The organism is Methanosarcina subterranea (assembly GCF_055385895.1).
Map to the genome: position 1 here is coordinate 3,325,297 of NZ_AP042426.1, position 23,412 is coordinate 3,348,708.

18 protein-coding genes and 1 pseudogene are annotated in these 23,412 nt (G+C 41.1%); 10 read left to right on the forward strand and 9 right to left on the reverse strand.

Annotated features, from left to right (window positions below):
- Nucleotides 1–26: 26 nt before the first annotated feature.
- Nucleotides 27–1,481 (reverse strand): NosD domain-containing protein, encoded by a 1,455-nt coding sequence (locus ACZ5A8_RS14450; protein WP_464529883.1) that lies wholly within the window; start codon nt 1,479–1,481, stop codon nt 27–29.
- Nucleotides 1,482–1,751: 270 nt separating this feature from the next.
- Nucleotides 1,752–4,814 (reverse strand): PGF-pre-PGF domain-containing protein, encoded by a 3,063-nt coding sequence (locus tag ACZ5A8_RS14455; protein ID WP_464529885.1) that lies wholly within the window; start codon nt 4,812–4,814, stop codon nt 1,752–1,754.
- A gap of 562 nt (nt 4,815–5,376) precedes the next feature.
- Here ACZ5A8_RS14455 and ACZ5A8_RS14460 point away from each other — a divergent pair.
- A complete protein-coding gene (locus ACZ5A8_RS14460; protein ID WP_464529887.1) occupies nt 5,377–6,681 on the forward strand; it encodes an IS4 family transposase in 1,305 nt (434 codons plus the stop codon).
- A gap of 233 nt (nt 6,682–6,914) precedes the next feature.
- On the opposite strand, the gene ACZ5A8_RS14465 is transcribed toward ACZ5A8_RS14460, so the two are convergent.
- From ACZ5A8_RS14465 to tatC (ACZ5A8_RS14475), 3 genes and pseudogenes are all read right to left on the reverse strand, one after another.
- Nucleotides 6,915–7,379 (reverse strand): universal stress protein, encoded by a 465-nt coding sequence (locus ACZ5A8_RS14465; RefSeq protein WP_229392238.1) that lies wholly within the window; start codon nt 7,377–7,379, stop codon nt 6,915–6,917.
- 322 nt (nt 7,380–7,701) lie between these two features.
- A pseudogene (gene tnpC / locus ACZ5A8_RS14470) lies at nt 7,702–9,129 on the reverse strand (IS66 family transposase).
- Between the two features lie 309 nt (nt 9,130–9,438).
- The gene (tatC, locus tag ACZ5A8_RS14475) at nt 9,439–10,218 is read right to left on the reverse strand and encodes a Sec-independent protein translocase TatC (protein WP_464529889.1); all 780 of its coding nucleotides are present in this window, start codon (nt 10,216–10,218) and stop codon (nt 9,439–9,441) included.
- 610 nt (nt 10,219–10,828) lie between these two features.
- On the opposite strand from tatC (ACZ5A8_RS14475), the gene tatC (ACZ5A8_RS14480) reads away from it, so the two are divergent.
- The 4 genes from tatC (ACZ5A8_RS14480) (at nt 10,829) to ACZ5A8_RS14495 (ending at nt 13,452) form a co-directional block, all read left to right on the forward strand.
- Nucleotides 10,829–11,608: a twin-arginine translocase subunit TatC gene (tatC, locus tag ACZ5A8_RS14480; protein ID WP_464529891.1), complete on the forward strand. Its 780-nt coding sequence runs from the start codon at nt 10,829–10,831 to the stop codon at nt 11,606–11,608.
- Nucleotides 11,609–11,750: 142 nt separating this feature from the next.
- Nucleotides 11,751–12,101 carry a Sec-independent protein translocase subunit TatA/TatB gene (locus ACZ5A8_RS14485; protein ID WP_464529893.1) on the forward strand — a complete coding sequence of 117 codons (351 nt, stop codon included), beginning with the start codon at nt 11,751–11,753 and terminating at the stop codon, nt 12,099–12,101.
- Between the two features lie 385 nt (nt 12,102–12,486).
- The gene (locus ACZ5A8_RS14490; protein ID WP_229391765.1) at nt 12,487–12,801 is read left to right on the forward strand and encodes a twin-arginine translocase TatA/TatE family subunit; all 315 of its coding nucleotides are present in this window, start codon (nt 12,487–12,489) and stop codon (nt 12,799–12,801) included.
- Between the two features lie 129 nt (nt 12,802–12,930).
- Nucleotides 12,931–13,452, forward strand: coding sequence for a Nudix hydrolase (locus ACZ5A8_RS14495; protein WP_464529894.1), 522 nt, complete (start codon nt 12,931–12,933; stop codon nt 13,450–13,452).
- Between the two features lie 213 nt (nt 13,453–13,665).
- Here the strand turns inward: ACZ5A8_RS14495 and ACZ5A8_RS14500 are convergent, their stop codons facing one another.
- The 4 genes from ACZ5A8_RS14500 to ACZ5A8_RS14515 all read right to left on the reverse strand — a co-directional run bounded on the left by ACZ5A8_RS14500 (nt 13,666) and on the right by ACZ5A8_RS14515 (nt 18,479).
- Nucleotides 13,666–14,661: a hypothetical protein gene (locus ACZ5A8_RS14500; RefSeq protein WP_464529078.1), complete on the reverse strand. Its 996-nt coding sequence runs from the start codon at nt 14,659–14,661 to the stop codon at nt 13,666–13,668.
- 1,092 nt (nt 14,662–15,753) lie between these two features.
- Nucleotides 15,754–16,764, reverse strand: coding sequence for a serine O-acetyltransferase (gene cysE / locus ACZ5A8_RS14505; RefSeq protein WP_464529896.1), 1,011 nt, complete (start codon nt 16,762–16,764; stop codon nt 15,754–15,756).
- 31 nt (nt 16,765–16,795) lie between these two features.
- Nucleotides 16,796–17,722: a cysteine synthase A gene (cysK, locus tag ACZ5A8_RS14510; RefSeq protein WP_464529897.1), complete on the reverse strand. Its 927-nt coding sequence runs from the start codon at nt 17,720–17,722 to the stop codon at nt 16,796–16,798.
- 430 nt (nt 17,723–18,152) lie between these two features.
- A complete protein-coding gene (locus tag ACZ5A8_RS14515) occupies nt 18,153–18,479 on the reverse strand; it encodes a transcriptional regulator (protein ID WP_229390271.1) in 327 nt (108 codons plus the stop codon).
- Nucleotides 18,480–18,745: 266 nt separating this feature from the next.
- On the opposite strand from ACZ5A8_RS14515, the gene nifS reads away from it, so the two are divergent.
- From nifS to ACZ5A8_RS14540, 5 genes are all read left to right on the forward strand, one after another.
- Nucleotides 18,746–19,903, forward strand: a complete 1,158-nt coding sequence (gene nifS, locus ACZ5A8_RS14520) for a cysteine desulfurase NifS (RefSeq protein ID WP_464534148.1) — start codon at nt 18,746–18,748, stop codon at nt 19,901–19,903.
- Nucleotides 19,904–20,063: 160 nt separating this feature from the next.
- On the forward strand, nt 20,064–20,453 hold the full coding sequence (gene nifU / locus ACZ5A8_RS14525) for a Fe-S cluster assembly scaffold protein NifU (RefSeq protein WP_464529899.1): 390 nt from the start codon (nt 20,064–20,066) through the stop codon (nt 20,451–20,453).
- A gap of 113 nt (nt 20,454–20,566) precedes the next feature.
- A complete protein-coding gene (nadA, locus tag ACZ5A8_RS14530) occupies nt 20,567–21,484 on the forward strand; it encodes a quinolinate synthase NadA (protein WP_464529901.1) in 918 nt (305 codons plus the stop codon).
- A gap of 468 nt (nt 21,485–21,952) precedes the next feature.
- On the forward strand, nt 21,953–22,081 hold the full coding sequence (locus tag ACZ5A8_RS14535; RefSeq protein WP_464529903.1) for a hypothetical protein: 129 nt from the start codon (nt 21,953–21,955) through the stop codon (nt 22,079–22,081).
- A 6-nt stretch (nt 22,082–22,087) separates the two neighbouring features.
- Complete coding sequence (locus ACZ5A8_RS14540) at nt 22,088–23,407, forward strand: O-acetylhomoserine aminocarboxypropyltransferase/cysteine synthase family protein (protein ID WP_464529905.1); 1,320 nt, start codon at nt 22,088–22,090, stop codon at nt 23,405–23,407.
- The last annotated feature ends 5 nt before the right edge of the window (nt 23,408–23,412 follow it).

Genomic DNA, 23,412 nt, shown 5'->3' on the forward strand with positions numbered 1-23,412 from the left:
TATGAAACTTCGTTTTTCACTTCCTGTTATTTTCTGGTTCCTTTAAATATGTACATGGCAAGCAGACAGAAGACTCCGTAAATCATTTCAAAGCCAGGCATGCTGCTGAGTCCTTCCTGCCCTGAAATTTGCTCAGCCTGTGAGCCGGTAGTGCCCATGTTCTCCTCGCCAGGCACGTCAGACTCTGATCCGGGCTGTATCTCCATTAAGTTCTCTTCCCCGACATTTATTGAGATAAGTTTTGAATCCGTGCCGTTTTCGTTGGCTGCGGTCAGATTAACGGTATAGGTTCCGGGAACTATGTATGTATAAACAGGGATCTCATCTGAGGAATCAATGGTCCCGTCATTTTCAAAGTCCCAGTTCCTTGACGTTGCGTTTTCCGAAAGATCAGTAAACTGCACGGAGAGAGGGGCATAATCCTCCAGAGTATTGACGCTCAGGTTTGCTACGGGAAGGACCGGTTCTGGAGGTTTGTAAGCCACAAGAGGCAGATGATCAATGTAATAGCTGGTTTCAAACCTGTATCTTTCATCAGCAATTCCATCTCCGTTTGCATCAGTTGCGGTTTCCGAAAAGCCTGTTCCGTTAGGCATTGCCCAGTAATTTCCTCCGATGTAAGGCCCGCCTGCAATATTCGTGCCTTCGGTCTTTGGCTTATTATAAGCATTTGATGTCCCGTTATTTGCCTCTACATTGAGAGTGTTATTGAAGTAGTTATTGAAAACAAGATTTTTATCGCTTCTCGGGCAGACAAAAAGCCCGTTGGCTTCGTTTGAGAAAATAGAGTTTTCTGAGAGCGTGTTGCCGTCAGAGTTCCCAATATGGATGCCCCTGCTGTTGTCAGAAGCTGTGTTTCCGGAAAAGGTATTGTCATTGGAACCCGAAAGTACAATGCCGTATTCTCTGTTTTCCAGAACCGTATTTTTAAAAATCCTGTTTCCTTTGGAGCTCAGGAGATAAATCCCGTACCTGCATTTAGAAACTTTATTACGTGCGACTGAATTATAGTCGGATTTCTCAATGATAATTCCTTTACCGCCTTTAGAGATTACGTTATTAAAAACCCTGTTCTTCGCGGAGGATTCGAGGTGTATTCCCTGAGGGTTATTGAAAAGTTTGTTGTTCTCGATAAGGCAGTTATTGGAATTATACAGGTAGACGCCTGAACAATTGGCTCCTGCCCCGGTAATCATGAAACCTTTAACTGTTATGTTATCTGCCTGTATTGTGAGTACATCCGTATCCGGATCGTAAGGCTCAATTACAGTGTCCCCGGGATTCCCGGATTCTGACCTGATTACCAGATTATTCCTTCTTACAACAATATTTTCGGCATAAGTCCCAGGTTTTACAATTATTATATCCCCCGGACGTGCACTGTTCACTGCTTCCTGTATTGAATCATCTGACTGGACGAAGGTCTCAGCCGCAGTTCCGATACCCGTGATTGATGCAAATAAAAGAAAAGCTGCAAGCAAAACGATTAGTCTATTTATTCTAACTCCTCCATCAGAGATAATTATGGATGATACTTCTTCAGTTAGGCGGAAATCCGCACAAGCAACCTAAATATGCAGGGTTATAAATATTTAACCAAGTATAATAACTATCTTTAGTAAGTCTGATGTCCACGCAGTTTCGGATGGCATCTGATTGGGTAGGGATAAAAATAAGGTGAAGATTTATTCCTCCACCAGTTTTCTTCAATATCCAGATTTTTCGGTTTTACTTTTGCTTCGGTTAGCTGTTTACTTCCTTATATACATGAATACTGCAAGCAGGCAAGCTACTCCAAAAGACATTCCAAACCCTGGAACCTTTATTTTCTCGCCCTGCTCAGTTCCTTTTTCAACATCAGCTCCTGTACTTTTTCCGCCTTTTTCAATGGAACTAGTTTCCTGCTCAGGTTCGATTTCGGTAACTCCTTCTTCAAGAAGGGTTTCTATCTTTCCTGTTATTGCAAAAGAAGAGAAGCCAGGGACTTCGGCTGTAAAGTACAGATACTTATCATCTTCACCTGAAAGGCTGACTGGCAGCTGCTCCCATTCTTTGTTGCTGTACACGTTGAGGGCAATGGAAGACTGGTCAATCTTTCTATCCTGTATCCAGTCTTTTTCAACCTTGAAGCAGATAACAGAATTTTCTATGTTCTCTGAGCTTGCAAACCCGCTGTTTCCGACCCACACATTAAAGGACTTATAGACCTCATCCGAAGGAAGTTCGAAAACCAGAGCGGATTTTCCTTTTAACTGCTCGACTATGGTTGTGGTCTTACCGATGGTCTTCTTTGCATCAAAACTCACATATGCAATGCAGGTTGCGTTCTTTTTGAAATCAAATTTAACAGCATTTCCGTTTGTGATAAAGACCTGTGAGAGTTCTTTAGCATCGACGTTTTTTGCAGGTTCCGGAGATCCACCGCCACCGCTGCTGCTTCCTCCACTGCTTCCTCCACTGCTTCCTCCACTGCTTCCTCCACTGCTTCCTCCAGAACTGCTTTCTTTCAGCACAGTTATTGTAGCGGCTTTTGAAGAAGCGCCGTTTTCGTTAGTAGCGGTCAGGATAACTGTATACTCTCCTGGAGTTGTATACACGTAGACCACGGCCCCAGAGTCCACTTCAACCTTCCCGTCATTGTTAAAGTCCCAGCTTATTCCGGTTGCGTTCTGTGAAAGATCAATGAACAGGACAGAAAGGGGAGAAAAGCCTTCTGAGACATTCATGCTGAAGTCTGCAGCAGGAAGCCTTTTATTTACATTTTCGTTTTCGTTTCCATTTTTATTTTCTTCGTTTCCTTCTCCCTCTGTTTCCAGCACAGCTATTGCGGCAGTTTTTGAACTTATCCCATTCTGATTGCTTGCGGTCAGGTTAATTGTATAGTTTCCTGGGATTTCGTACACATGAACAGGGTTTTGAATATCTGAGTCAGAACTTCCGTCACTGTCAAAGTCCCAGCTCCATGAAACTGTATTTTGTGAAATATCTGTAAACTGGACTGCGAGAGGAGCATAGCCACTGGTAGTATTAGTAGTGAAATCTGCAATTGGAGGCACTGGCTGTACTGGATCGTAAACGGTTATCGTCATAGCTTTCGAATTCGTACCGTTTGCATTAATCGCAGTCAGGTTAACCACATAGGCCCCAGGGGCTGTGTACATATAGACCACGGTTCCAGAGCTCACGTCAGTAAGTCCATCATTGTCGAAGTCCCAGCCTATTGCGGTTGCGTATTGAGAAGTGTCTGTAAAATGGATGGCAAGAGGAGTATATCCTTGCGTGATATTGGCTGTGAAGTTTGCTACAGGAATTACCTTTTTAGGCTGCTCTGAAACTGTTATTGTAGCAGTTTTTGAAGCTGTGCCGTTTGAATTGGTTGCAGTCAGATTAACGGTATAGGTTCCCGCAGCCGCATATGTATGGACCGGGTTCTGAATGCTGGAATCTACTGTACCGTCATTTTCAAAATCCCACTTCCATCCGGTTGCGTATTGAGAGGTGTCTGTAAACTGGACGGCAAGAGGTGCATTCCCGCTGGTAGTGTTGGTAATAAAGTTTGCGACAGGAAGTACTGGCTGCTGCATTCCAGGCCTGGATACGAGAGACAAATAGTCGGTAAAGTTCCTTCCGATATACACAGAATCTGCAATGCCGTCTTCGTTTGCGTCCTGAGCTATCTGGGAAAAACCCGTGCCCGAAGGATTTGCCCAGAAGTTGCCTCCGATATAGGACCCTCCGACAATGTTTGTACCTGTGGTTTTAGTTGTATTCCAGGTACTTGCTGTGTTGCGAATATCTGCATTATAGGTATTGTTTAGATAATTGTTGAAAACACGGTTACTTCTACTTCCGGGACACATAAATAAGCCGGAAACGCTGTTTGAAGCAACAGTATTACCTGAGACTGTGTTTCCGACGGCTGAATCCAGGAAAATGCCCCCTGTGGTTTTATTAGCCGTATTCCCGGAGATCGTATTATAGTTTGAATAAGAGAGCAAAATTCCATATTTAGTATTTTCCAGGACCGTATTATCCGAAATTGTGGTTGAGTTTGACCTTATCAGGTAAATACCTCTCTCGTTGCCGCTTGCGGTGTTGCCGGTAAGCCCACAGTTACTGGAGTTTGTCAGATATAAGCCATATCCACTGTTCGAATTTACAGTGTTTCCGGTCAGGTTGTTGTAATTTGCGTTCTCCAGCACAATACCGTAATTGTTTGAATTTGCAATATTGTTTGAAAGTGTATTCCTCTGAGAACGCGAAAGATGAATTCCATACGGGGTACTCGAATTCGCCCTGTTACCGGATAAGGTGTTGTAGTTTGAGTCCTGTAAATAAATCCCCTTGCTCTTTCCGAGGACAGCATTATTGAGGATCCTGTTGTAGTCCGAGTATCTCAAATATACCCCAAGAGAATTGTCCGAAAGGTCGTTATTGGTTATTGTGCAGTTACTGCATCTAACCAGGTAGGTTCCAGCTGCACTGGAAGATTCCACACCCGTAATTTTAAACCCGCTAATTGTTGTATTATTTACTTCAGAGTAAAATACACTTGTAACCGAACTCTTAGCCGTAATTATTGTGTCTTCAGGCCTCCCTGATTCTGACCTGATTACCAGATTCGGTGTTGTGGTGATTCTGATATTTTCAGTATAGGTTCCGGACTTTACGATAATTACATCTCCCGAGCTTGCGCTGCTTACCGCAGACTGAATAGAGCCTCCTGGCTGGACAATAATCTCAGCAGCTGTCACGATACTCGAACATGCCATCAATATTAGCGTACCCACCAGTAAGGTGGCTAATTTGTGCATTTAATTTCTCCCCACACTTATATAAATTTTATATCAATACTTCCAATAATAAGATAGGAATTAAGAGACCAACAATATAAATATATTGAATTATACTAATATTAGTAAAAAGTTATATTTATACTCTAAAATAGTAAAACAACAAAGTTAATAGTCTATTAATTAAAACCAGTTCAGATAATTTTCCTGAAGAACTTCGGGCTCATTTTTGCAGCTAAGCTACGCATCAACCTGTATTGTTAATGTTCTGTATTCTCTTACCTCTTTAAGGTCGCACATTTTCCAGTTGCTCAAAAATCAATTTTACCCTGAATACAAGAGGGTTTTGTCAGTCCTCAAAACAGGTGTACTTGTTATTTACTAATCAATTTTAGTGACTAAGAAGATACTTAATATATTTAATAAGTGGACTTGAATTATGTGGTAATGAAAATAAATTTTTTTATTCAATTTTGTATAAGCTTATTAATCTTATAATACATATTCATGCGTCATCGGTTAAGCGTTAGATAGTTACTCTTGTATGTGTTTTTATATTAATAATCTAAATATTAGTGCATCTATGTCTCCTCGTCCCCCACCTACTCTTGAAGACTCTCTTCGGGAAATGTTTCCCGAAGAATGGTTAAGGCAGACTGCTAAAGAAACTGATCTAATAGTACGTGAGCGTAAAATTGACCCTGTCATCATTTTTTGGGTTTTAACTCTTGGTTTTGGTGTACGCTTACAGCGTACACTTGCCAGTTTGAAAAGAGACTATGAAAAAGAATCAAATAAAACCCTTAGCGACAGCAGTTGGTACTATCGATTCACTCCAGAACTTGTTGAGTTCCTCCATCAGTGTGTAATTCACGGTATAGAAGAACTTGCAAAAGATCCTGGAAGAAAACTTAGCAAAAAACTCGAAGACTTCCAGGATGTTCTTATTCAGGACAGCACAATTATTCGTCTTCACTCCTCTTTATCAGACAAGTTTCCAGCAGCAAGAGCAAGAAATGTAGCTGCTGGAGTAAAAGTAGGAGTTATGGTAAGTGTAGTTGCTAACGGACCTAAAACCGTTGCTCTGTACTCTGAAAAAACAGCTGAAATAAAAACATTGAAAATAGGTCCCTGGATTAAAGACCGTATTCTTCTTGTTGATCTTGGTTTTTACAAAACTCAAATGTTTGCAAGAGTTGAGGAAAACGGAGGATATTTTGTTTCAAGAATAAGGAAGAATATGGATCCTGTTCTTGTTTCTGTTGAAGAAGGACTTTCTAAGACAAAAAGCAAAGAGTTCGCTGGAAAACCTGTTAGTGAGTGTATTAAACAACTTTCTGGAAAAGATCTTGATGCAGTTGTAAAAATAGCATTCAAAAGAAGAGCATATAAATGCAAACAAAAACAGGATGAGATGAAAGTACGTCTTGTTGCGGTATATAATGATGAGGACGAAAAGCATCACATATATATCACAAATATTCAGAAAGATGTTTTGAATGCAAAAGACATTGCAAAATTATATGGAGCAAGGTGGGACATAGAACTACTTTTCAAGGAGTTAAAAAGCAAATACGCTCTTGACGTTCTTGAAACAAAGAATGAACAGGTAATTGAAGCTCTAATCTGGACAGCAATGTTAACATTAATCGTTAGCAGAAGGATTTATTCTCTTGTAAAGAACAATACTGCTCATCCTGAAAAAATGGCTCAATATACACAGTTACGTTGGAGCACAATATTTGCAGAGAATGCATCAGATTTGTTGACAGTAATTCTGAATAGATGTGGAATTCAAAGAACTTTTGAAACGATAATGAGTGTATATGAAAGTCAAGCATTGGATCCACATGTAAATAGAGAAAGGTTCAGAGAAAAATGGTTTTAATGAAAAAGGTGAAATAGAAAACACTATTGGGAGACGGAAATAAGTTCTTAACCGATGACCAATGAATACATATTATATCATGATGCAACTTAATATAGCAAATTTCATATGTGTTCTGCATGTGCTGGATGACTGGTAGCACCCTGATTTCATGAAAAGACTTTAAAAATACAGGACTGAAGGATAAATCTCAGCTAAGACAATTTCTGCAAGGTCGTTTTTTGGCATTTAATTTATACACCTAAGTTCTCCGAACTCCCGTTTCGGATGACCATGACAGGGACTTTTGAACCTCTTATTACTTTTTCTGCAACACTTCCCATCAGAAACTTTTCGAATCCGGTTTTTCCGAGTGTACCCATTACTATCAGATCCATGTTATTATTTTCTGCAAAATTGATAATTTCATCACCAGGGTGACCATCTAAAAGAACCTCTCTTACCGCCACTCCTGAGTCCTCTACGATTTTTTTAACTTTAGACAATATTTTCTTTCCATCGTTCATTATTACTTCGTGGATCGTTTCTTTGCAGGCAGTCCAATTTTCAGAAATTACAGAAGGTGTATCCACTACGTAAAGGACGTGGACAGTGGCTCCGCTAAGCTTTGCAATCTCAATACCGCAAGAAACAGCTCTCCGGGAGTTCGCAGATCCGTCTGTTGCAATCACAATATTCCGGTATAAATTACTCGACATATATTGCCCTCCATCACACATTTTGATTTGCATTAAACTTCCATGAAAAATTACAGTGTAATATAAGTGTAAAGAACTAAACATCCACCATGGTCTACAACTTCTTTCCCGGTTCTAAAAAAATGTAGGCTCAAATGTATGAACTCTAAACACTTTATAATAATGCACTCATCTCATTTTAAATATAAGTGTATGAGACAGTAAGAAAGTGGCAATTCTGGAAAAAGTTACTCACAGCTTCCAGTGATTCTATTCTAAAATAAACGTAACTATTCAGCCACTGATAAAAAAAGTATATTTTTTCAGCAAAATGCTGTAATTCTCAGGATAATAGCGGCGCTCTGTTGAGCGCCGCAAGAATAGCATCTATAACATTGAAACCATTCTTTTTAATTGTAGAAATGTAAGCTCTAATTCTGCAGAAAGCTTGCGCTCCTTGTATGGTTCTGAAAGTTCCTGATATTTTCTGCTGTAATTTCATCATTCTGATGTCTCTTTCTGCCTGGTTATTCTCAAATGGAACTCCCAAATCAGTGAGGAATCTCAGGATCTGTTCTTTGTTTCCTATAAACCTGTCAAGTAAGTTCCTTGCTTTGGTTTTTGGGTTTTTACCACGTTTTCCCTGTTTCTCAGGATTTTGAGAAGGTGGATTTTCTTCAATCCCTTTAATGATGATAGCATTGAACCTTTCTTCCAATGCTTTAATTTGCTCAAAATCCAGATATTTGACTTGCTCTCTACACTCATCAGTATATTTTTTCATTTCTGTTAACAGTTCATTCATCTCTTTAGCCCAATGCTGTTTATAGTTATCCTCAATTCCAGTAAGTTCTCTCTGGAGATGAGCGTTGCAAAGAGCATGATCACATTCATAACCGTTATAGGGTTTCCATCCATCATGAACTGCTATTCCTTTAAATTCTGGAAGAATTCCCATATCATTTATTGCTTCTGATCCCCTTTTTGAGTGAGCAAAATAACAGGTGTATTTGTCATTAGAAGCTACATGAAGCCAATGTCTTTTTCCTTCAATTTTCATCCCAGTTTCATCACAATGGATAACAGGAGAAGCTAGTAACTTCTCTCTAATAACGTTCTCAAATTCCTCTAAATTCTGGAAACATTCTCTTTCTGCTTTAATTATAGTAGCAGGACAGATTTTTATCCCCATAACGTCATTAAAAAACTCACAAATCCTTTCATAAGGTATAAACTGGTAGTTTTTATAGTAAACAGCTGAAGCTAAGATATTAGGACCATACTGGACTGGATACTTTACTGATTCTGGAAAAACAGCTTTATTCAATTTTCTGCAGTGGGGGCAGCTCTTTATTTGACTTCGATGTTCTGTAACAATTAGATTTACAGGAGGAATGTCAAAAATCTGTCTTCTCTCATAAGTTTCAACTTTAACATTCTCGAGAGTATGTCCACAATCTTCGCAGCAGGTCAAAAAATGTTCAATTACCTAATCAGGATCATTAACCATATCAAGAGTTGTGCCTGGATGACCTTCTTGACCTCCGGGTTTCCTGTCACTCTTTTCACGGCGACTCCTGGGATTAGGTTTCTCTTTAACAAAATCAGTAGAAGGAGGTTTACTGCTGTTTCTGCTGTTTTGATTTAACCGAGCTTCTAAGACTATCAATCTTTCAGTAAGTTCTTTAATCTGAGATTCAAGACTCAAAATGTAAGCAATAACTTCAGGATTTGAAGCACACAGAGCAAGGATCTCTTCACGTTTCATCAAGGAGAAAAATGATTCATTTTATATCCAATTTTTCCTCGTTTCGAGGAAAAATTGTGTAACCTTAACAAGATACCTGAATAGTTACATAATAATAATAATAATAATAATAATAACAGATAGGCGAGTGTGGAAAAGGATTTGCGGGGGCGTGTTTGGGTTAACTTCTAACTATTATCACATCAACCCCAAGCATGCCTATCCCCTTCAATCCGTATATATCCGGTCAGCACAGCAATTCAGTGATGTTTATTCTTTTCTGGCCTGCTTCTTTCCTGTTTCCAATTATCTTTGTCTTTTCTTTCCGTATGCTTAACTTCTTCCCGAAGCCCTGGGTATGGGAGAGGAATCAGGCTGAGATGTCTTATTCTTTACTCCAAGCACTCTCACGACAACCATGCTGATCTCAAAAAAGATGATCATTGGCACTGCAACCATAACCTGGCTGAGGACATCCGGAGGGGTGATGATAGCTCCTACTACTAGAAAGACGATATAAATGTGCTTGCGGTAGGTTACAAGCGTGATGTACTGTATAAAACCGTTCCGGGTCAGGAAGGTGAGTACTATGGGAAGTTCAAAGATCAGCCCGAAAAGAGCTGTGCCTGCAGCTGCAAACGAAATGAACTTGAAGACCGAATAGGTGGCAGTTACCCCTGAGCCTGCTGCGTTCAGGTAGAGGTAGTCCAGAAAGAGAGGCAGCATGAAGAAGTAAGCATACGACGCCCCGAGGGCAAACATTACGAGAGCTCCCGCACTAAGGAGTATAAACTGGCTCTTTCCGACCTGTACCGGACTTCTTAACGAAAAACGCCTCGATACAGCCCGGTAAGCATAGAATGCAATAAAAGGCAGGGCAAAGAGCAGCCCTATTATAACTGAGAGCTTGAGCTTCAACATCATTACTTCAAGAGGGGATACGTACACCAGCTTTGCACCCTCAGGCAGTAGGTCATCTTTCATCCTCTCAATCAGCGGACCCGTAAACTGAAAAGAAAGAGCAACGCCTGCAAAAAGGACTGCAGCAACTACAAGCAATTTCTTTCGCAGGGTCAGCAGGATTACACTTAAGTTTTCAATTGCTTCAGACATATGGAGTACCTATCCGGCAAATAGAAGGAACCGATTATCCTTCAGGAAATGGTTATTCCGTTTGATTATTTCTTTTAATTATCCGTATTCCTTTTGACTACTTCGTTTGATTACTTCGTTTGATTACTTCTCTTGATTATTCCGTTATATGTTTATTATACTGGGATAGCAAATTTAAGGTTCCAGATCAAAGCATTGTATTTCAAGCTTTTTGTTTTCGGCACTGTAATATCTAACTATATGGCTGCCGTAACTGTAATATCTAATTATATGGCTGCCGTAACTGTAATATCTAATTATATGGCTGCCGTAACTGTAACTGTAACTGTAATTCTCTTAATATTGTAAGTATTAAGGACGGTAAATATATATTATGGATATATGGTTTTAGAGTATTCCTGATTCAGAATCTCCTGAGCATTCTGCACATCCTGAGTGCGTGCATCAGCACGGCATGGGATGTAGTGTAATAGATGTTCCGATATTAATATATTTATTTAAATGCAGTGTAAGACAGAGAAACCAGGTGGAAAACCCTGATAGAAAATGAGATCGCAGACCGGACAGAGAATTAGATAAATATCAGATTAAAAACAAAAAGATAAAAACTATGCATTCCCACAATACCGGAAATCAGATCCCTGACGCCGGAAACAAAGTTAATGGAAACACTTATTCTTCCGGGGTTCCAGGGGATGTCGAAGAACCCCTTATGGCTCACCTGTATGAGCTCAGGAACCGACTTGCTGTAGTTTTTGTCTGGCTCTTTCTGGCTATGCTGGCTGCATATCCCTTCTCTGAAAAAGGGATGCTGCTTGTCTGGAAATCATTCATAAGCCCGGAGCTGGATATGGCAGTATATTCGCCTCTTGAATGGATCTTTGCCCGTCTCAAGCTCTGCCTGGTCTTTGCACTTGCAGTATCAATACCGCAATTCTTCTACCAGCTCTACAGGTTTGCGGGCAAGGGGCTTTATCCGCATGAGAAGCGATTTTTCCTGAAGGTCATTCCTGCCTCTTTCCTGCTATTTGTCCTGGGAGCCGCTCTGGGCTATTTCATTGTCCTGCCTGTGATGTTCAGGTATGTTATCTTCTACTCAGGGGACGTGGCATCAGCTCAGCTTTCCGTTCAAAACACCTTCTCAGCCGTGACCACAATACTTGCAGGCTTCGGGATCGTATTCCAGGCTCCTCTCCTTGTGATATTTGCCGTGAAAATGGGGCTTGTAAAGTATCAGACTCTCAAGAGGCAGAGAATACTGGTCTACAGCGCAATTGTAACTCTATCACTGTTCCTTTCGCCTGACCCGACTTTCATCGCCCAGATACTGGTCGCGCTTCTCCTTGTAGTGCTTTTTGAGTTCAGCCTGCTTCTGGTCAGGCTTTTTTGAGGCAAATCCGGAGATTTAAAGGCACCTGCGATATCAAAAAAATCATCATCCAGATAATCCCCAGGCAGTAGTCTCCACTTAAAACCTGCCTGCCCTGCTTTTTGCAAGAATTTTTATATTTGATCGTCGATAATAGCCGACAATGATAGGTTCCACGGAATTGATTGCAATCCTTATAGCTGCACTGTTCCTCTTCGGGCCCAGGAAGCTCCCTGAACTTGCACGGTCTCTTGGAAGTGCAGTAGGAGAATTCAAGAAAGCACAGAGAGCCGCTGAACTGGAGCTTACGACCTTCGATTCATATACCCGCAAAACCGGATATGGGACCACTGCCGGGGTAAAAGAGGACGAAAAGGAAAAAGAAACCGAAGAACTGAACACTAAAACCAGGGCGAACCTGAGCCTTAAAAATTCACTGGAAGCTCGACCTTCCATTTCAGAGGATGAAAATCCCGAAGTTTTCGATAACAATGGAAAAATTCAGGAAAATTAAGTTAACAGGAAATTAAATTCACTGTACACAGGTCTTCAAAAAAGCTCAGAACAAAGCTTCTGTTACCGGTCCGAAATCTCTGTTACCGGATTCAAAGCTTCAGTTACTGAACCAGCTTCTGTAGCTGACTATAAATGTAAGGTGGTATCATTTTCTTAGAAGCTATAAAAACTGCATATAAATGAATATATAAAAATAAAACAAATAATAAGTAAATAATAAAAGGCTTATATAGTAGAAGTAAATCCTCATTCTCTACTAAATGGCAGTTGTTCAGAATAATTTTTGTTCTGCTAAAACTATTATTATCCACTAATAAATAATCTACTCAAAACTACTCAAAACTTAAAAACACCAAAAAAGGTAAAGAAGTCGAGGTATAGATATGTTTGGCGGGGTAGGTCCCACAGAACTGATTTTCATATTAGCAATAGTTATGCTCCTGTTTGGGGCAAGCAAACTCCCTGAACTTGCCCGCTCCATGGGAAGTTCCGTGGGAGAATTCAAAAAAGCCCAGAAAGAATCCGAACAAAACCTGAAGGACTTTGAGAAATCCTTAAAGGAACCCATAGCTCCAAAGACCAAGGTACAGGAAACTGCTGTAAAGCTCGGGCTTGACATAAGAGGTAAAACTGACGACCAGCTGCTTGAAGAAATCCAGAAGTCCGCAGAAAAGCCAAAAGAGGTTTCTGAACCCTGAAAAAGCTTTAACAGCAGGTATTCTCTTTTATACTATTTTAGTAAATTTATTCCCCTTTAAATTTTTTATTGTGGTTCTAATTCTGCAGTACACATATAGAGATAATCAAAAGCTATCAGGAGGTTCCCTGTGACAGAGTTGATCAGTGAAGTTGACAGAGATGACAATCTTCTTGGCCTGCGCCCCAGAGAGGAATTTTACTCGGGAAATCATATCCACAGGGCTTCTCAGCTCATCCTTCTGGACCCGGAAAACAGAATGCTCCTGCAGAAGAGGTCGCCTGGAAAATACTGGTTTCCTGACCGTTATACATATTCCGTAAGCGGCACCGTTGCAGACGAGTCCTACGAAACCTGCATTGCGCGGGAAATGCTCGAGGAAATCGGAATCTCAGTCCCTTTCAGGAAATTATTCAAAATCCCCTGTATCCTTGAAAATAAAGGAGCTTACCACACCGTATTTTCAGGCAGATGTTCGGAAGAAACTGCAAGCCTTATCCGGTATGACCCAGAAGAAGCCGTTTCCATTGAGTGGATAGAACTTGAAGAACTGCACAGGGCTGTTAAGACCGAACCTCATAACTACACTCCTTCCCTGAGGGCAGGCATAATAAAAATTTTCGAGGAAGGGTGCGGAAAGTATCTTTTCTAAATCCCAAAGATATAGCTTTTTCCGTCCTGTCATACTTCCCGCCGCTGTTTACAGTCTCGTATAAGTCTACAGTTTCATATATGTCTACAGTTTCGTATACACATAATTCAAAAATCATCTTACCTGAGCTTATGCCAAAATCATTTAAAATGCTTTAAATCCCAAATAAAAGCACTCAATTCTATATTTTCCGGAAAAATTTCCTTAAATAGCTTAAAAATGCAACCTTCTAAAAGCAGTTGGTGCCCTTATCAAATCTTTTCTTCCAACTTTAAAAGCCGTTAATGCCGTAAGTAAAGCGGCAATGTTGCCTATAGAGACAAACATTTTAGCCCATTCAATTCTTCTTGTAGGTGTTTTCGAGCGATTGTATCCCACTACTTCATTTGAGTTCTTTCTTTCAACAGTGGTTCTAAGATTGTATATTTTACCAAGGAGTCTATGAAATTTCCTTGGTATATATATTCCTCTGAAGTGGGTTCCTGTTTCTGTTTTAAGAATAGTTCCTGCACTGTTAGCTCTGGCTGCTATAATTGGAATAACTCCATGATCAATAACCACCTGGTTAGAAGGATGACTATCAGGTCCAGCATCTGCAATCATAAAAAGTGGTTTATGAGTTTCCGATTTCATGCACTGAATGATAGTTTCTTGAAATATAGTGTTGTCATTTTTACTTGCGTTTACTGCATCCCAATAAACTGGTAAACCCCACCAACTATCAACAACACATGTATCAGTATACCCCGTTCCAGATAGGACACTATACTTTCCGGTTTTTTTAACATAATGTCCTGCATCAGGATCTGAGAGCATACCAGTTTCTTTATTTTTTAATCCACTGCAGTTGCACTCAAAGAACCTTCTATCCCATATCCAGATTTTATCTCCTATAAGATTTAGATTTCTACATTCTTGTATCAGTAATTGAGCATATTCCACGAAATATGGATAAATACATTTCAGATTTCTACGATATGATGAAAGAGTGATTCGATCACGATTTTCAATATTTAATTCCTTTCTTAGAGCTTTATTCTGGTTAAATTCTCTAATGAATGATTCAAAATTTGAATACCCCATCTTACATCTTGCAATTTCTAACTTGAGAATGTTGTTGAAATTTAACGATTCATGCTGAGGATGGTACTCCATTGAAGCCTGTAATTCAATGAAAAAGTTATCCAGCGAAGGATTTAATGCAAACATGTCTCCTATATACCCATGAAACGTTTTGAAGTGTTGAAAGGCAAGTACTTGATTCCAGGGCAATACACTTTCCATATAATCTTTGCTATGTACAACTAGAAGATTAATTTTATAAGGAATGCAAATTTTCCTTTTGAGAAAAGTAAATCCTTCACCAAAAAAGTCTGAAAGCACTTTTTGAAAAATAGGGAGCACATTACGTACTTTACAATGTCTTTTGTTTTTAGTAATTTTCTCAATGAAAAGGATCTTTAAGTTAGAATATTCACTCAACATCGGATCGAAAATAGAGTATATAGACATCGATTTTTCAAAAAGATTGCTTATAAAATCTGTGAGTCTTGACTGTTTTAGAGATATGATACGGATTTTAATATTTGTCTTTTGATCGTCCAATTTTCGACCAAAAAGCTGTTCGTATTCTTTTCTGCCTTTAATACTCTTAAGACTTATAACAATGGTACGTGCAGACCCTAAAAAATCGTCGATTTGAGTCAATAAGTACTTATATCCTTTTGTAATAATCTTTATCATGGATTATACCTTTTTAAAGCCCAATTATTTGTTTGGCGACATAATATTGGTTTAATTAGGTATAATCCTTTCTATTTACCTTTAAATTGAAATTAAAGTGTTTTAGTCTAATTTTTTAAAAAAATAGATCTTTTTAACATCCATTATTCCAAAATAAGGGCTATTAACTAAAATGGCATAAGCTCAACTACGAAAAAAAGACCTAAAGAATATTTGGGAATGACTTTCAGATATAATTTAATTCTACTTAGTTTAGCAAATTAGGGTTTTTAGTGTGTTTTAACTTACTAATTTTTCTCTTCTTTTTGGGAAAGGCCGCTCTCCTCCGTCGAGCGTGACAAAAAAGCTATGATAGCGAATAATGTTGTATGGGCCAGGAGTATTTGTGACTTAAAACCATAAATTAGTCCTCTTGAGCGAAGCAAAGCGTAGCGAAAAGGACCTCATGCTGTTGCACTTGCAGTGCAACTCCCAGGAAATCTCTGATTTCCTGTGATCCCGAAGCGAAACTCGGGAGGCGAAACTCGGGCTACTGAGTATGCAATTTGGGATTAGCACTTATCTCTGGAATGCCTGTCTGCTGACACTATCCCATTTCCAGGGCTCGTCAAGGATATTGACAGTAACATTTTCTACACCGTTAATACTCAGGACCTTTCTCTTTACCTGAGTTTTAAAATATTCGATCATGGGACAGGCACTTGTTGTCAATACAAGGTTTACGTCTACATTTGCCCCGTCCACGATGATTTCTTTGACAAACCCCAGGTTGACGATATCTACTCCAACTGCAGGATCGATCACGTCTTTTAGCAGGGAATAAATTTGCTCATTTCCTTTGAGCACGTTTTTTTGCGAGGTTATTACGGATATAGGGGTTGACATGGGCGCGGATATAGGTGAGGATTCTTCATGAGCCTGAAGCCGATCTTCTAACCTGCTCAACCGATCAAGCATCTGGCTTATTACAGTAAGCGCGGGATCCGGTAACCTATCGTGATCCAGTTGCCCAGATGAAGCTGGCTGCGGGCCTGCAATCCTGGCAGGGACTCCGACTACGGTAGCTTCGGGTGGGACTGACCGGATCACAACCGAGCCAGCACCTATTTTAGCACCTCTTCCTAGCGTAATTGGGCCGAGCACGATTGCGCCTGAGCCGAGAACCACGTCATTTTCAACAGTCGGATGGCGCTTTTTCCTCTCAAGGGCTGTGCCTCCCAGTACAACTCCCATGTATATGAGGACGTCATCGCCTACCTCGGCAGTTTCTCCGATCACCACTCCGGACCCATGGTCAATAAATACCCGTTTTCCTAGCTTTGCTCCTGGATGGATTTCAATGCCTGTGAACGCCCTTGAGATATGGGATATCAAACGGGCAAGGAAAAAGAAATGTTTATTCCAGAGAGAATGCGCTACCCGGTGCATCCAGATAGCGTGCAGACCCGGATAGCAGCAGAGTACTTCAAGTCTGGACCTTGCTGCCGGATCTTTTTCAAAAACTGTCCTGATATCTTCCCTGATTCCCATTTGAATCTTCCGGTACCAGTTGTCAAGTTGATCAGTCAAATAGACGAGTCAAATAGACGAGTCAAACAGATCAGTCAAATAAATCTGTGCTCAAATAACGCTCTCCCGTATCCGGTAAGATAACGACAATCATCTTTCCGCTCATCTCTTCTCTGGAAGCCACCTGAAGTGCAGCATATGCAGCCGCACCTGAGGATATTCCCGCCAGGATACCTTCTTCCTTTGCCAGCCTTCTGGCTGTGGCAATGGCATCATCTGCATTTACTTTGATTATTTCATCAACAAGGTCGAGCTCGAGCACATCAGGAACGAAGCCTGCACCTATTCCCTGGATCCTGTGCGGGCCTGGCTTTCCACCGCTAAGGACAGGAGACTCTGAAGGTTCAACTGCAATCGCTTTGAAATCAGGCTTCCTCTTTTTGAAAATGCTGGCGACACCTGTAATTGTGCCTCCTGTTCCCACACCTGCTACGATCGCATCTGCTTTGCCATCCGTATCTTTCCACAGTTCTTCAGCAGTTGTCCTGCGGTGGACTTCAGGGTTTGCAGGGTTCTGAAATTGCTGGGGTATATAGTAAAGAGAAGGATCTTCTGCAGCCATTTGTTCTGCTTTATTGACTGCCCCTTTCATCCCTCCAGGGCCGGGGGTAAGGACGAGGTCTGCTCCCAGAGCTTTCAGCAGTTTTCTTCGTTCTACAGTCATTGTCTCAGGCATTACAAGGATGAGCTTATAGCCGCGGGCAGCGCATACGCCTGCAAGTGCAATGCCTGTGTTGCCGCTTGTAGCTTCAATAATTGTGGTACCCTCTTTGATTCTCCCCTCACGTTCGGCTTCTTCGATCATTGCCAGTCCGATCCTGTCCTTTACACTCCCCATCGGGTTAAAGGACTCCACTTTAACCAGCACATCCGCATGCAGACCTTTTGTTATGTGGTTCAGCCGGACAAGCGGCGTATTGCCAATTGTCCGGGTTATATCGGAATATATTCGCCCCATACCATTCACCTTCTTCTTGCAGTTTGCTTCTTTCCGGATTTCCTATATTTCAATTCGTTCGAGCCCATATTTAAACGGTCAATAGTGTATGTTTTTTCATGCAGACTCATTATCAGGGATTCGATCATCAGGGATTTGATCACCCTGGATTCCGTGATAATTTGCCTTAAGTGCTTCAATCTGTAGAAAGTTTGAAAGCCTGCTCCACCAACCTTGTAACATACAATAATTTACACGAAAATTCACAATTGTGAATTTAGTTTATCTTATGTTAGCCTGGATATATAGTTATCGAGAAGTTTCCATAATTAAAGACTTGAAAATAGGTCTGAAAACGATACCTGAGCCATTAAAAAGAGACTTTCACAGGCATTTGTACCAGGTTCCTTCTGGTTCTTTCTGGTTCTATTCCGATCTATTTTGTTGCTATTTATTCTTTAGGACCACAGGTGCTTTTGCAGTTACTCTCAATTCCTCTTGCACTTACGCAAATCTTACAGATCCTTACTACAAAGTCGTCGACCGTATTGTCAATCAGGTCCTGAGCAAGTTTTTCGATCAATTCTTTTGTCTCGCCCTGGAACTCAATCCTGTATCCTCTTTTTCCCGAAATATACTGGGAAACTGCCGACGGGGCAATCCCCAGCAGCTTTGCGGAAGCCGCCTGTGACTGTCCTTTATTTACAAGTTCGATTGCAAGACTGGACCTTATTGCTGGGACCAGATCCCACACAATTTTCTGACACGGAGTTTCCATAATCACCATCATTTTTTTAGATTTTACAATTGAGAACGAATATATCTTATATACATATATATTTATTATCATTGTGAAAAATAATAATAAGATTGAGGCGCGAAGTAATAATTCGAGTAAACTTTCCAATTTCTGAGATTTCACCGTTTTTATCTGACCTTTTTTATCAGGATATTTTCCAGGATAAAATTTAAATAGTCACAATTGTTATAAGCATTCACAATTGTGAAGGTGTCAGTGTGACAGTTGAAAACAGGACCATTTACATGGATAATTCAGCTACAACTCCTGTAAGAAAAGAAGTTGTTGAAGAGATGCTTCCCTACCTGACAGAAAACTTCGGAAACCCTTCTTCTATTTATGATCCGGGAAAAGTCTCAAAACATGCAATAGAAAAAGCAAGAAAGAAGGTCGCAGATGTTATCGGGGCTGAAGAGAACGAGATTTATTTTACATCCGGGGGCACGGAATCCGATAACTGGGCAGTAAAGGGGATAGCCTTTGCAAACAGGCACAAAGGAAAGCACATAGTCACAAGCTCTATAGAACATCATGCTATCTTGCACGCCTGTTCATGGCTCGAAGGACAGGGATTTGAAGTTACTTACCTTCCGGTCGACAGATATGGAATGGTATCGCCTGAGGAGCTGGAAAACGCCATCAGAGACGACACCATACTAATTACCGTAATGCTTGCAAACAATGAGATCGGGACGATTCAGCCTGTCGAGGAAATCGGAAAAATCGCAAGGGAGAAAAAGATATATTTCCACACGGACGCGGTGCAGGCAATAGGTCACGTTCCTATAGATGTCAAAAAAATGAATCTCGACCTCCTGTCCCTTTCAGGGCATAAGTTCGGAGGGCCTAAGGGGTGCGGGGCGCTTTACATAAGAAAAGGGACAAAGATTGAAGCCCTCCTCCACGGCGGAGCTCAGGAAAGAAAGCGCAGGGCAGGCACGGAGAACGTCCCTTCCATTACGGGCCTTGGGAAAGCTATAGAGCTTGCAACAGGCGAAATTGAAGAAACGAATAAAACTCTTCTGGAGATGAGAGAGCGCCTGGTTGAAGGGCTTCTGAAGATCCCTAAAACCCACCTCAACGGGCATCCTACGCAGAGACTTGCAAACAATGTAAATGTCACATTCGAATACATAGAAGGGGAGTCTCTCCTGCTGCTATTGAACGCAAAAGGGATCTTTGCATCCACAGGAAGCGCATGCAACTCCACATCCCTTGAGCCCTCACATGTGCTTACAGCCTGCGGAGTTCCGCATGAAATCGTTCACGGTTCCCTCAGGTTGAGCCTTGGGAGGATGAATACGCATGAGGATGTGGACAGGGTGCTTGAAGTTTTGCCTGAAATTGTTCAGAAGCTCAGGAATATGTCACCATTGACCCCTCAGGAATACAGGACTTTTTGAGAAATACCTGGATTAATCTGGATAAAAGTTCATGATGACTCGAATAAAGAAAAATTCAGCTATTTGAGCAAAAAACTTCAGCTATTTGAGCAAAAAAGACCCGATCAGGTAGGCCGTTTTAGAGATTTGAGAATAGAAAAACAGTGCAGGAGGGCAATTCATGGATTATAGCGTTAAAGTGATAGACCATTTTTCGAACCCCAGAAACATGGGAAGCATCGAGAACAGCGACGGAGTAGGAGAGGTTGGGAATGCAAAGTGCGGAGACATAATGAAGATCTTCCTTAAAGTAGAGGAAGACCGGATTGTCGATGTGAAGTTCCAGACCTTCGGGTGCGGGGCTGCAATTGCATCAAGCAGTATGGCAACCGAACTTATTAAAGGAAAAACACTGAAAGAAGCCTGGGAACTCTCAAATAAAGCAGTTGCAGAGGCGCTTGACGGGCTCCCTCCTATAAAGATGCACTGTTCGATGCTTGCAGAAGAGGCAATCCATGAGGCAATTAACGATTATCTACGGAAAAAAGGACTTGAACCGTGGACAGAATAAGCTGCAGCATGTTTGAAAAATAGTCAATTTGAATAAGAAGCTATCTATAAACTAAAGTCGCTTTGAAATGAAATCTTTTTAAAAAAGGAACTATTAAGGAAAACGGAATTACTATGGAAGATCAGTTAATTGCAGAAAAAATAAAAAAACTTAAAGAAGAAAGAAATGCGATAATTCTCTCCCATTTCTATACACGCAGAGAAGTACAGGAGGTTGCGGATTTTGTAGGTGATTCTCTTTCCCTCTGCAGGGCAGCTGTGAATTCAAAAGCCGATATTATAGTTTTTGCAGGCGTCCATTTTATGGCAGAGTCCGCATCGATCCTTTCTCCTGAAAAATCAGTTATTTTGCCCGTCCCGGATGCAGGCTGCCCTATGGCAGATATGGTCACTGTAAAGGCTCTTAGAGAAGAAAAAGAAAAACACCCTGACGCAGCAGTTGTCTGCTACGTAAACAGTTCAGCTGCCGTAAAAGCGGAATCGGATATTTGCTGCACATCTGCAAATGCAGTAAATGTCGTAAATTCAATTGAGAACCGGGAAGTCATTTTTGTCCCGGACAAAAACCTTGGTGCATTTGTGTCCCTTCATACTGACAAAAAAATCCACCTCTGGCCCGGGTTTTGCCATGTTCATGACAACATCAGCGAGGATGACATCCAGAAATTAAAAAATGCTCATCCTGATGCAGAATTTCTTGCACACCCTGAGTGCAGGCCCGAAGTCCTTCTCCTTGCAGACCAGATTCTCAGCACCACCGGAATAGTAAAGCAGGTGGAAAAATCAGACTCCGGAGAATTTATAATCGGCACTGAGAAAGAGCTTTTTGAAAAATTAAAAAGAAAGCATCCGGATAAAAAATTCTATCCACCTTCTGAGAAGGCTCGTTGCTATAATATGAAAAAAATCACCCTCGAATCTATTCTGAACAGCCTTGAGAATATGGAATATGAAATCCATGTCCCTGAACATGTAAGGGTGAAAGCAAAAAAAGCGCTTGACAGGATGGTTGAGATCAGCGGAAGTTATTAAAGAAAGGATGGGAATCCCCCTTACTTACAAACGATCTTATTTCTTCAGGGGACATTTTCTAAATTTCTAATTTTTTTCTTTTCCTTTTTTTCTTTTCCTTTTTTTCTTTTTTCTTTTTTCTTTTTTCTTTCATTTTTCGACTGGCTGCCAGCTTGCCTGGCGGGGGATTTTATAATATCGAGATTTAAAAGTGGCTGGTCTGGTAGGTATTTGTAGGTATTTATTCCTGGCTGGCAGACCTGTTACAGTCTAAGATTTAATTAGAATATAACCATAGGGCACCTTTTTCTGCTAACAGAAAACGATATCAATCGATCAACAAGGAACTACTTTTCGGGCGTGATATCTTTTTCCAGTAAACAGATACTTATTTATTTCAGCGATAATTATTTATATTTATATCACAATTGTGAAGATGCAATCACAATTGTGAACATATATAAAACACGGATTTGTCAGAATGGCAGAGTGGTTATGCTTCCGGCTGCAACCCGGAATTATGTGAGTTCAATTCTCACTTCTGACTTCAAAACAGCTGAAAAGAGAAAGGAAAAAGGGAAACGTGTTCCGGAGATAAATGACGAGTTCTGGAGATAAGACGAAATGACCAACGAAAACGGGAATAAGGAAAAAGGGTTGAGGGAAAAAGCCCTTGAAAATCCGGGCATTTCTACCCTTGCGGTACATGCTGGTGCAAAGCCTGACCCTGCAACAGGAGCAAGATCAGTTCCGATTTATCAGACAGCAGCGTATGTATTTAATGATACCGAACATGCAGCTGACCTTTTCGGGCTTCGAAAAGAAGGCAATATTTATACGCGCCTGATGAACCCCACAACCGATGTCTTTGAAAAAAGAATCACTGCCCTTGATGGAGGCATAGGAGCCCTTGCAACAGCTTCCGGAATGGCTGCGATTACAACAGCTCTTCTTACTTTTACAAGACCCGGAGACGAGATCGTTTCAGGGGACAAGCTCTATGGGGGAACCTACGAGCTTTTCAATTATACATTCCCCAAACTCGGAAGGACCGTCAAATTCGTAGATTCGGGTAGCCCCGAAGAATTTAAAAATGCAATCTCCGGGAACACAAAAGCCCTGTATGTGGAATCAATCGGAAACCCAAAACTTGATGTCCCTGATTTTGAAAAGCTTGCAGAAATTGCCCATGAAGCAGGAATCCCTCTTGTAGTGGACAATACGGTAGCTCCCGTGATATTGAGGCCAATAGAGCACGGCGTGGATATAGTAGTATACTCTGCAACGAAATACATAGGAGGGCACGGGACTTCCATAGGAGGAGTAATCGTGGATTCCGGAAACTTTGACTGGAGTCCTGAGAAATTCCCTGAAATCTGCGACCCTGACCCCGGATACCACGGCTTGAAATATAAGGAAGCCTTCGGGAAGGCAGCTTTTATTGCAAAAGCAAGGGTGCAGTTCATGAGGGACACCGGAGCCTGCATCTCACCTTTTAACTCGTTCCTTTTCACCCTTGGGCTTGAGACGCTTCCCCTGAGAATGAAAAAACACTGTGATAACGCCCTTGCAGTTGCAAAATTCTTGCAGGACCACCAAAAAGTCTCCTGGGTCTCCTATCCCGGACTCGAGTCTCACAGGAGCCATGAACTTGCAAAGAAATACCTGAAATCCGGCTACGGCGCAATAATCGGGTTCGGGATCAAAGGCGAAACCCGGGAGTCCAAGAAGTTCATTGAAAGCCTTGAGCTCTTTTCTCACCTTGCAAATATAGGAGATGCCAAAAGCCTCGTAATCCACCCCGCATCAACAACGCACGAACAGCTGTCAGAGGAAGAAAAGAACGCATGCGGAGTAACTGAGGATTTTATCAGGCTTTCCATAGGAATCGAGGATGAAAAAGATCTTATTTTTGATCTGGAGCAGGCGCTTGCAGAGGTTTGAAAGGA

Coding starts and splice junctions, on each gene's coding strand:
- ACZ5A8_RS14485 (WP_464529893.1), top strand. CDS start 11,751: ATGATAGGTTCCACGGAATTGATTGCAATCCTTATAGCTGCACTGTTC.
- tatC (WP_464529889.1), bottom strand. CDS start 10,218: ATGTCTGAAGCAATTGAAAACTTAAGTGTAATCCTGCTGACCCTGCGA.
- nifS (WP_464534148.1), top strand. CDS start 18,746: ATGGATAATTCAGCTACAACTCCTGTAAGAAAAGAAGTTGTTGAAGAG.
- ACZ5A8_RS14460 (WP_464529887.1), top strand. CDS start 5,377: ATGTCTCCTCGTCCCCCACCTACTCTTGAAGACTCTCTTCGGGAAATG.
- ACZ5A8_RS14540 (WP_464529905.1), top strand. CDS start 22,088: ATGACCAACGAAAACGGGAATAAGGAAAAAGGGTTGAGGGAAAAAGCC.
- nadA (WP_464529901.1), top strand. CDS start 20,567: ATGGAAGATCAGTTAATTGCAGAAAAAATAAAAAAACTTAAAGAAGAA.
- cysK (WP_464529897.1), bottom strand. CDS start 17,722: ATGGGGCGAATATATTCCGATATAACCCGGACAATTGGCAATACGCCG.
- nifU (WP_464529899.1), top strand. CDS start 20,064: ATGGATTATAGCGTTAAAGTGATAGACCATTTTTCGAACCCCAGAAAC.
- ACZ5A8_RS14490 (WP_229391765.1), top strand. CDS start 12,487: ATGTTTGGCGGGGTAGGTCCCACAGAACTGATTTTCATATTAGCAATA.
- ACZ5A8_RS14465 (WP_229392238.1), bottom strand. CDS start 7,379: ATGTCGAGTAATTTATACCGGAATATTGTGATTGCAACAGACGGATCT.
- ACZ5A8_RS14455 (WP_464529885.1), bottom strand. CDS start 4,814: ATGCACAAATTAGCCACCTTACTGGTGGGTACGCTAATATTGATGGCA.
- ACZ5A8_RS14500 (WP_464529078.1), bottom strand. CDS start 14,661: ATGTTTGCATTAAATCCTTCGCTGGATAACTTTTTCATTGAATTACAG.
- tatC (WP_464529891.1), top strand. CDS start 10,829: ATGCATTCCCACAATACCGGAAATCAGATCCCTGACGCCGGAAACAAA.
- ACZ5A8_RS14515 (WP_229390271.1), bottom strand. CDS start 18,479: ATGGAAACTCCGTGTCAGAAAATTGTGTGGGATCTGGTCCCAGCAATA.